Origin of the sequence: Lichenibacterium minor (genome assembly GCF_004137685.1) — a bacterium.
In the GTDB taxonomy this organism is placed as follows: domain Bacteria; phylum Pseudomonadota; class Alphaproteobacteria; order Rhizobiales; family Beijerinckiaceae; genus Lichenihabitans; species Lichenihabitans minor.
The window spans coordinates 1-8566 of record NZ_QYBB01000088.1 but is presented as its reverse complement, the minus strand read 5'-3'; the positions used below and the strand labels follow the sequence as shown (position 1 = coordinate 8566).

At 65.9% G+C, this 8566-nt stretch carries 9 protein-coding genes; 3 read left to right on the top strand and 6 right to left on the bottom strand.

All coding sequences use genetic code 11. The annotated features are described in order from the left end of the window. The coding region (locus D3273_RS26685) for an SOS response-associated peptidase (protein ID WP_165359732.1) at positions 1–433 on the top strand (433 nt) is incomplete at its 5' end. A gap of 25 nt (positions 434–458) precedes the next feature. Here D3273_RS26685 and D3273_RS26680 read toward each other — a convergent pair. The 5 genes from D3273_RS26680 to D3273_RS26660 all read right to left on the bottom strand — a co-directional run bounded on the left by D3273_RS26680 (position 459) and on the right by D3273_RS26660 (position 6082). Next, the gene (locus tag D3273_RS26680; protein WP_129229990.1) at positions 459–2042 is read right to left on the bottom strand and encodes a hypothetical protein; all 1584 of its coding nucleotides are present in this window, start codon (positions 2040–2042) and stop codon (positions 459–461) included. Positions 2043–2118: 76 nt separating this feature from the next. After that, on the bottom strand, positions 2119–2886 hold the full coding sequence (locus D3273_RS26675; RefSeq protein WP_129229989.1) for a DUF4431 domain-containing protein: 768 nt from the start codon (positions 2884–2886) through the stop codon (positions 2119–2121). Then, entirely contained in the window at positions 2883–3473 is a 591-nt protein-coding gene (locus D3273_RS26670; RefSeq protein ID WP_129229988.1) for a hypothetical protein, read from the bottom strand. The genes D3273_RS26675 and D3273_RS26670 overlap by 4 nt, the downstream gene beginning before the upstream one ends. Then, positions 3448–3945, bottom strand: a complete 498-nt coding sequence (locus D3273_RS26665; protein ID WP_129229987.1) for a hypothetical protein — start codon at positions 3943–3945, stop codon at positions 3448–3450. Before D3273_RS26665 ends, D3273_RS26670 begins: the two co-directional genes overlap by 26 nt. Before the next feature lie 244 nt (positions 3946–4189). Beyond that, on the bottom strand, positions 4190–6082 hold the full coding sequence (locus D3273_RS26660; RefSeq protein WP_129229986.1) for a DUF7380 domain-containing protein: 1893 nt from the start codon (positions 6080–6082) through the stop codon (positions 4190–4192). Between the two features lie 144 nt (positions 6083–6226). On the opposite strand from D3273_RS26660, the gene D3273_RS26655 reads away from it, so the two are divergent. Further along, positions 6227–6427, top strand: coding sequence for a hypothetical protein (locus D3273_RS26655; RefSeq protein ID WP_129229985.1), 201 nt, complete (start codon positions 6227–6229; stop codon positions 6425–6427). A gap of 981 nt (positions 6428–7408) precedes the next feature. Then, the gene (locus tag D3273_RS26650; RefSeq protein ID WP_129229984.1) at positions 7409–7705 is read left to right on the top strand and encodes a hypothetical protein; all 297 of its coding nucleotides are present in this window, start codon (positions 7409–7411) and stop codon (positions 7703–7705) included. Positions 7706–7765: 60 nt separating this feature from the next. Here the strand turns inward: D3273_RS26650 and D3273_RS26645 are convergent, their stop codons facing one another. After that, positions 7766–8107, bottom strand: a complete 342-nt coding sequence (locus D3273_RS26645; protein WP_129229983.1) for a hypothetical protein — start codon at positions 8105–8107, stop codon at positions 7766–7768. Positions 8108–8566: the final 459 nt, after the last annotated feature.

Sequence of the window (8566 nt, the reverse complement as noted above, 5' to 3'; positions counted from 1 at the left end):
GAAGCCGATGTTCCGCACGGCGTTCAAGAAGCACCGCTGTCTGATCCCCGCCTCGGGCTTCTACGAATGGACCGGCGGGAAGGGCGACAAGGTCCCGCACCTGTTCACGGCCGGCGACGGCTCGCCCGTGCTGGCATTCGCGGGGCTGTGGGACCACTGGACGGACCCGGAGAGCGGCGACGACGTCCTGTCCGCCACCATCATCGTGTCGGGCGCCAGCGAGTGGATGACGCCGTTCCACGACCGCATGCCGGTGCTGCTCATGCCCGACGACTTCGACGGATGGCTGTCCGGTGAGCTCGGCCCGGAGGTGTTGAAGCCGGCGGCGGAGAGCGCCTTGCGCGAGTGGGTCGTGTCGAAGCGCGTCAACCGGACCGGACACGGTGACGATGATCCGACGCTGTTCGACGCGGTGGAGGGCGAGGCGGCCTAGCCGGGCTGCCCAGAGGTCGCGCAGTTCACGGCAGGAGCTCGACGTATGTCGTCCCTGCCGTCGCGGTCGGCTTCACGCTGTAGCGCACGCGCGTCGAGGCGATGGCGCCGGACCTCCGGATCATGCGAGCGATCGACTCCGCACGGCCGAACTCGCCGGTCTCGGCCAGGTGCCCCAGGAGCGGCTTGAGGTCGAAGTCGTAGGTGACGGCGCAGACGACGCGCCCGATGCCGGCGTCGTTCTCCTCCAGCGTCGTGTCGCCCTCGAGCGTGACGGCGCTGTAGTCCTCCCCGGGCTGAATCTTGCGGCTGACGAAGGCCTGGAAGATGAGCTTGCGGGCTGTGTCGGCGCTCTCGACGCACTGCTGCAGCGCCGGGGGCGTCGCGGGTGGCACAGAAGCCTGATGCACGGGCGCGCTCGGAGGCTCCTCTCGCCTCGGCACCGGGTAGAGTGATGGGTCGAGGATGTAGCCGCCCTTCACCAGGAAGGCCTTCAGGGCGATCGGAAACGGGATCCTCGACTTCTTGTCGTCGGGGCAGCCCTCGACGGGTTGGCCGGTGACGCACTCCTCCGGCCCGAAATCGGGGTTGTGATCATAACCTTCGAGCATTCTGCTCCAGGCGTCCGTCCCCTGGCCCACCAGCATCTTCGACGCCACCCAGCCGGCCAGGAAGCCGTTGTCATGCCAGACGGGATCAGCCGGCTTCACGCCGCTCTCGAGGCCCGCCAACTCCTGCTTCAGGAACTCGTAGTACCTCGGCTCATGTGTGACGTCGGCGATGCGGTCGCCCACGAGCCGATGGATCTTCGTGGGCGGGACGGACGAGGCAAACGACGCGAAGGCGTAGAGAAAGGACTGATCCGCGCTGACCATGTCGACCTCACCGCTCCCAGTCAGATCCTCGAAGCGATAGCCGCCGTCGCCGTCCAAGGTCTCGCCGTCGACCACCTTCCAAGTCCCGTCGGCGTGCGCCGTCGCGATGCGCGTGATGGTGCAGCAGTGAGCGCCCTGCCAGAAATAGGTCAGCACGGCCTGGGGCTGGGGCGAGGATCGGTCCAGTCGGATCGAGGCCACCTCAGAGGCCGGCTTCTCATTCGGCTGCTCGGCCCCGGCGATCATGGCGAAGGCGGGCTTGCCGCTCTCATAACCGGCGGCGATCGCCGCTCGCTGGTCCCCGTCCACCGGGGCCCTGGACAGGACGATGCACAGCGGGCCGCTCTGCAGCGTGGCGTCCGTCTCGCCGTCGTACTTGGCCGTGGCCAGGATGGGCGACGGCGGCGCCTTCCAGACCATGGATGTATAGCCGTCGCCCCGCGTGAAATAGGCGTCGCTCGGGATGTAGTCGCTCTTGGCCAGCGCGCCGAGGAGCGCCTTTCCCTGGCCCTGCGCGACGGCGCGTGGCCCGATCACGACGGCGTACCAGCCGTTGATCGACCCGACGACGGCAGGCTGCAGCGAGTTGTAGCGACGCGCGTAGGCGATGGCTTCATCGGCGCTCCGGCGGCTCGCCAGCGCAATCCAGTAACTGTCACCGACCTGCTTGAGGCTGTTGGCCGCGGCGGGCGTGGCTGTCAGGATCACGGCAGCGGCGGCGAAAACGAAGCGCATGGAGGAGATCCGGTCTGTGCCGTGAGGCTAACCGGCTCCACTTCGGCGTGCAATCGGCTGTGGCGTGCATCGGACCTCAGCAGCCCGACAGGCTGCGGATGCGTGAAATTAGGATCAGGTCGCCGCGCCGCACCGTGGTGACGACGGATCGCCCGTCGCAGGCGCCGGAGCGCGACGTGAAGCCGTACGTCGCCTCGAACGTGTCGGCCGTGAGCGGCCTGACGTCCCTGAGCGACAGCGGCTTCACCAGCGCGGAGTAATAGACCGACATCGCGGCAGCGCTGAGCGGCCCCCTGACCCGCAGATCGGGCAGCACAAACCTCGCCGCCTCGGCGCCGTCCCCGGCCGAGAGGGCCGTGTAGAAGCCGCGCACCGTCGTCGTGCCAGGCTGCTCCATCCCCGGCATGCCCTCGCCGTCGAGCTCCACCGCCGTCACGTCGGCGATCAGTGGCGCGTGGTGGTGTCCCGTAGTTGACAGGTCGATGCTGCCGGTCGTGACCGTGACGTGCCGCCCCTTGTCGGCCCGCAGGGCATCGCCGACCCTCGCCGGGTCGCCGTCGTAGAGCGGGAGCAGGTGGACGGAGGTGGTCGGGTCGGAGACATCCCGGCCGAGGTCGCCGCCGGTGGCGCAGACGGCGTCGTCGAGGACCAGTATGTAGGACGGCTCGGGCTGGTCGCCCGAGCGCACGTCCCTGAACTCCGGCGCCCCAGGGAATACCTTGAAAGTCAGCATGCCCGACAGCGTCTGCGGCCTGCGGGCGTCGAGATCGAGGCGCCGGCACGCAGCCCACGTCTGCCCTACGCCGGCGACCAGCATGAACGTGACGAGCGCGAGGCGCCTCACGGCTCGAACCGCCCGATGATCTCGGCGAGATGCGCACCGGCCCGCTCGGCCGAGCCGAAGCTGCGCGACATGCCTTCGGGCGCAGCCACGTAGAACGGCCGCACCGGCGTGTCAGCGACGCCGAGAGCGATTGTCGGATGCTTCCGCGGTCGCCCAAGCTTCGACAGGCCGTGCAGGCCGATGCGGTCCGGCTCCGCCCTCACGATCCAGCCGGCCGCCTTGGCCTGGACGACGAGGGAGGCGAAGGCGGCATCGAGCCCGGCTTCCAACGGCGCGTCGAGCATCCGTGACGCTTTGGCCGGCGCCGGCTGGTGATGGAGAGCACGGGTGAGCGTCTCCGACCCATCTGCCCATCTCGCCAACTCGACGACGCAGTCAGACGGGTCAACGAGCGCGCTCACGTCGCCCATCAGCAGGGCGGAGACGTGCTTGCACATCATGCGCGCCTTCCGGCCGGCGGGGCAGCTGCAGAACATGCGGAAGGCCGCGCCGACGCCCTCGGCAGTCAAATGGTACGATGTCGCGGCCGAACCCTGGACCTGGAAGCGGAGGAGCGCGGCGTTACTCAACATGGTCGCCTCGGTCAAGCGGGAGCGCGGCGGCGAAGTCGAACCTGCCGTCCAGGAAGCCCGTGCGGAGGAGCGTAGCCAGATCGTCCATGGACACGTCGAGCACGGACGTGCGGGCCTCGCGATACTCCGTCACGACGACGGTGGCGGTCCGGTCGAGCAGCCGCTTAATCTGTACGGTCCAGCGCAGTCCCGTCGCCTGTTCGCGCCAGGGTCCGGGCGCGATCGGAGGGGCGTGGAACACGTCTCCCTCGACGAAAGCCCAGTCCGGCCGAGCGCGCTGGCTCCAGACGTACCAGATCAGCGGCGGCAGCTTCTCGCCGTGGAGGCTCTTCCGCGGCTTCCTGCGCTCCGTCCGCTCGACGTCGATCGCCGCCTGGAAGGCCGGCATGGAGATCGGGAAGAACCAGTCGGCGACGAAGTCCTCGGGCTTGTCCCGGACCAGGCGACGCGGCGCGGCTGCGCGCTTAAGCTTCGTCGTGGCTTCCATAGGCCGTCTCCCGATCGGCGAATCAGCGCCGTTCAGGGCATGGAATCACGCGATGGTTGCGAGGGGAAGGGAGTTGTGGAGTATCCAGGTGCTACCGTCGACCGCATCGGTGCCAGTCCATGTGCGCGCCGTCCTCGCCGGGGCGGCCGTAGCACCAGCCGGCCGCAGCCATCTTGTCGTCCACCGCGTTCCGGTACTCGCAGGCCTCGGCTGCAACAGGCAGGGTCGCGATGAGGCGGGCCCATCACATATTTAGGTATTGTCCGACGATGTTCCTGAGCTCGTTTTTATGCCTGTAAAGCGGCATGAGGCTGAGGTGTATCAGTAAATAACATGCGTAGATACCGTCCGACCCGAACGGATCCCCATCGCCGAGGAGTCCATGCGCGATCGAGTGCCGGATATAAGGGCCAAACTTGCTCAAAAATACGCGTTCTATGTTTGCAGCAATCGCCGGCGTGAGTGCATTCTCGATGTCATCTCGCATGCTGCTGAACAGAGAGCCAATGTTCTTGTCCTCCTGTGTCTCTGCAGCATTATCGAAGCTGCTGACATCCACTCCTCTCTGCTTCAGCACATGCTTCACGCCTGCCTCAAGCAGGGGTGTCAGAATGTACAGCGCCGAAGTGAAATCACCCTGAAAGAACCTCGCAACACCTTGCGAGAACGTGTGAGCCAGTTCCGGCGGAACAAAGAACGACTGACGGAATAGATGGACGAGCTTCTCGCCTTCGACGACGTGAGACGATGCGATCACTCTCCGAGCAGCTTCGATGCGGCCGCTTACGACAAGGTGACGTCGGAGAGATTCATTCTGTTCGATCTTGTGGGTGATGGCGCTCTCGCTCACCTCACCCATCGAGAGCCCCCCAGCCGCTCTTTCGATCACTTTGCCGTCTCGGTCCATGATGACCGCGGGGAACAGCGACGAGAGAGGGTATTGTTTGATCGTCTCTCTGGCCTTCTCCTCCAATTCATCAAGAGCCGGCGAGAAGTCGAGAACGGCGAATGCCATGAGTTGATCGAACAGCGTGTGATCCGAAAACCTGGAGTTTGTGTCTTCGATGATCTCGCGAAGGTCGATCTCGTGCGAGAAGGTAGACATCTCCTCGCTGGCAGATGACTGGACCTGGAGTAATTTCTCCTTGAGTTGCGCTCGTCGCTCTCGCTTCCCAGGGACTCCCTGCAGCTGACGAACGGCATCCATCAGGAAACTCGCCGAGACCATAGCGGAAGATGCACCTTTTAAGGCGTGTCGAGCTAACTCCTCTGCAGCCTCAGCTTGACATCTATAACGGTCAGCTTGATTTCCGGCGTGGTGGTGGCAACTCGCGGCCAAGCGCCAGGTTTCTACCCTGAAATGGAAGCTGGCGCTCGGGTCAGCCTCGACAATGAATTCCTCAAGGGCAAGCGCCAAGTCTCCGGGGACGATCACCTCGTGTTGTAGGCAGAGCCTACCGTAGGAGAGCACTGCATGAGCTTCTTTGCGAATGACGGCCTCGTCGAACAAGCTCCTGCATAAAGCATGAAGTGCGGTCAGATCCGGCTTCTGTCGTCTCAGCCCCTTGGCGACCTGCAAAGCTCTGGTGATGTACTTTTTGACGTCAGGATGTAAGCGGCCCTGATCGGCAGCGAACCCCAAGTCGAGCTCTAAATCACCGACCCTGTGGACGGCCGAGAGGTAGCTGCGGATCGCGATCTGCGCGTACACGCCCTTTGATCGATCAAACAGCCAATACATATCCGCGCACCTCGCTTTCAACAGCGGATGGGTTGCGGTGTCGGCTAGGTAGCGGACTACCTCGCGGCTGTCTCGGAAATCGGAAAGGGCTGCTGATCGACCCGTGTTGAAGACGAACATAGGTCCGAAGGGCTGGTTCGGGTCTTCCTCTCGGAGGAACATGCTCGTCAGGGCAGCCGCTGTGAAAGCCGCACGGGACCGTGGAGATCCGTCGTCCTGCCCTACTTCGTTGGCGAGCAGCGTGTGCAGCTGGTGGTACGTGGCGGCCCGCTCCGCGCCTGCGACGAGGTTCACGTCGAAGGACTGAAAGTCCTCCACATCGGTCGACAGCTGTCGAGGCGCTGGACGAGGTGTATCGGTGTCGCCGTCATGAGATTCGCTTTCGGACTCACTCATCGCGATGCTCACCCAACTACAAAACGGCTGTGGCCACGGCTGCTGGTCGCTTTAAAATCTACTCCGCTCCACCACGACGCGCAATTGGATGTGACGGCCGTGCCGCGACCATGGCAGGATGGATGGCGACCGGGAGACCCCGTCATGACAAACAAGATCCTACTCGCCGCCATCGCGCTCGGGCTGTGGGCAAACGCGGCCGTGAACTACGTCCGGCCGGCGCGCGCCGAAGACTTTACACCGTCCACCGCAGTGAGCATCGAGAACTCGGTCTCGAGCATGGACTCGTCCCTCAAGGCGCTGCTGTCGAGCTACCAGAACCGGGACGACTGCCGCGCGCACTGAGTCGCGCTCCGCGTCGCGTTGGACCGCGCGTTCCGAGCGCCCGGTGCGCTCCGCAGTCTCTGCCGTGAACCGGTCAACGTCCCCTCGGCCACGTGTGTCGCCAATTTGGCGACTTACGCTAGGCGATCCGTGCGCTGTCTCCGGGTGAAGCGTCTCGTAGAGGTCCTTCCGCCGCTGCGTGTTCCATGCTGCCTGGGCCGGCGTCAGGTCCGCCCCGCTTTCACCTCGGCGAGTTCAGCGGCGGCGGATGTGCCTGACGGGCGTTCATCTCTACCCTCAACGTGTATATTATCCACATTGAGGGGTTTCGCAGCCAAGCGACCAATCTCAGCATCTCGATTGGGGTTGTTCGCCCCGCCCCGCCCCCGCATCCGCATCTGTTCGAACAGCGCCTTGGCTTTCGCGGCGGATCAAATCCTCGACGACCTTGAACGTGGCTCGTCCATTCTGTCGGCGGACAGTCTAACGACAAAATGAACTTGCGCCGACATTGTCGCAGACGCACGAAAAGACCCAAACCGCTTGCGAGGCGGGGGCCTGACGTGTTTAACTGAACTCGGAGCCTCAGAAACTCCCGAGCCGATGACCCTGCGAAGGTCGTCAGTTCATTCCTGCGCCGGAACTGAAGGCCTGCGAAGCCTGAAGGACCGGGACCAAACGACGTGCTCACTTGCGATGGTGAGCGCGACCGGCATCACTATGCCGGGATTCCGACCGCTATACAAGACCCGAAAGGGGAAGGCGGCCGGGCACGTTTTCGCAGGCGTGTTTCTGAGATCCCGGCGCCAGCGCCGTGCGCTGGCTCGGCCGAGCCGCTTCAGAAACGGCAGAGCCCCGGCCTCCGGGCCGGTCCGACTGCGAAGACAGAATGTCCAACCTGCATCTACACGGGCCGACGCCCGAAACCGGGCCCGCGCCCGCATACCGCCTCGCGCCGGACATCCCGCTTGGCACCGCCCTCCGGTCCGACGGGGGTGCCGCATGAGCGCCGTCACCTCCCTCTGCCTCGCACGCGCCATCGCGGCCCACGCCGAGGCCTCCCGCCGCGCCGACGCGGTGCCTGGTGACGATGCCCTGTCCGCCGCCGAGGCGGCGGCCATGGACGGCCTCGCCGACGCCATGGGCGCCCTCGCGTCGACGGACGACGTCGCCGCCGTGCTGGCGCACGCCTATGAGCAGGGGGGCCGCGAGGCCGAGCCCGGCGCGCAAGGCGCCGTCATGCTGCGGCTCGTGGCGGCGTTGACGCGGCGCGCCTTCAGCGAGACGGCCGCAGCCTGAGAAAGCGCGCCGCCGCGTCGAACCGCCAACCATGGGCCGTAGACGCGGCGGCGCAGCCGATCACTGGGCCGGGGCGACGGCCACGCCTGTGGACGGCACCACGACGACGGGAGCGGGCGTCACGAGGACAGGAGCCGGCAGCACTACGACGGGAGCCGGCGCTACGACGACGCCTGGGGTCTGCAGGACGGAGTCGGGGGTCGGCACGACCACCACGGGCACCTGCACCACGCCGGGCGTCGCGGGATCGGGCGCCATCTCCGTCGCCCCAGGAGCCATCTCCTTGGCGGCGCTCGAAGACTGCGTGCTGTTCTGCGAGTTGGCCGCGGTCGCCGCATGGGCGGGAGCAGCGGCCGTCATGGCGACGGCCGCGAAGGCGATGAGGCCGAACTTCTCGAACATGCTGCTCTCCCGGTGATGTAGGGCGTCGCCCAACGGCACACGCTCCGTCGCGGTCCACCGACGAGGCAAACCTGACGGCGGCGCATTTGTTCACCCGCCCGGTGCGAGCCGGTGGCAGAGCCACTGCTTCGCCTCGCTCCATCGCCGAAACGTCTCAGTCTGCCGACGTAACGATCTGCTCGATCGCCGCACCCGGATAGACCCGCTCCGGCTTCCTGCTGCGACGGCAGAGTTCGACCACGGGAATGCAAGCGGCTCCGCCTGGGCCGAGCGCTTCGACCGCCGCTCTCAGATCACAGCCTGCCGATGCCCCGCCGCAAATCTCTTGAGCCAGTTGATGTGGTCCGCCGTGATGCGGAGCGGCAAGCCCGCGTCGAAGAGGTCGCTGGCGACGGCCTCGAAGGCGGCCCGATGGCGGCTGAAGCGGTCCATGCGGTCGCGGGCATCACCAGCCTGCGT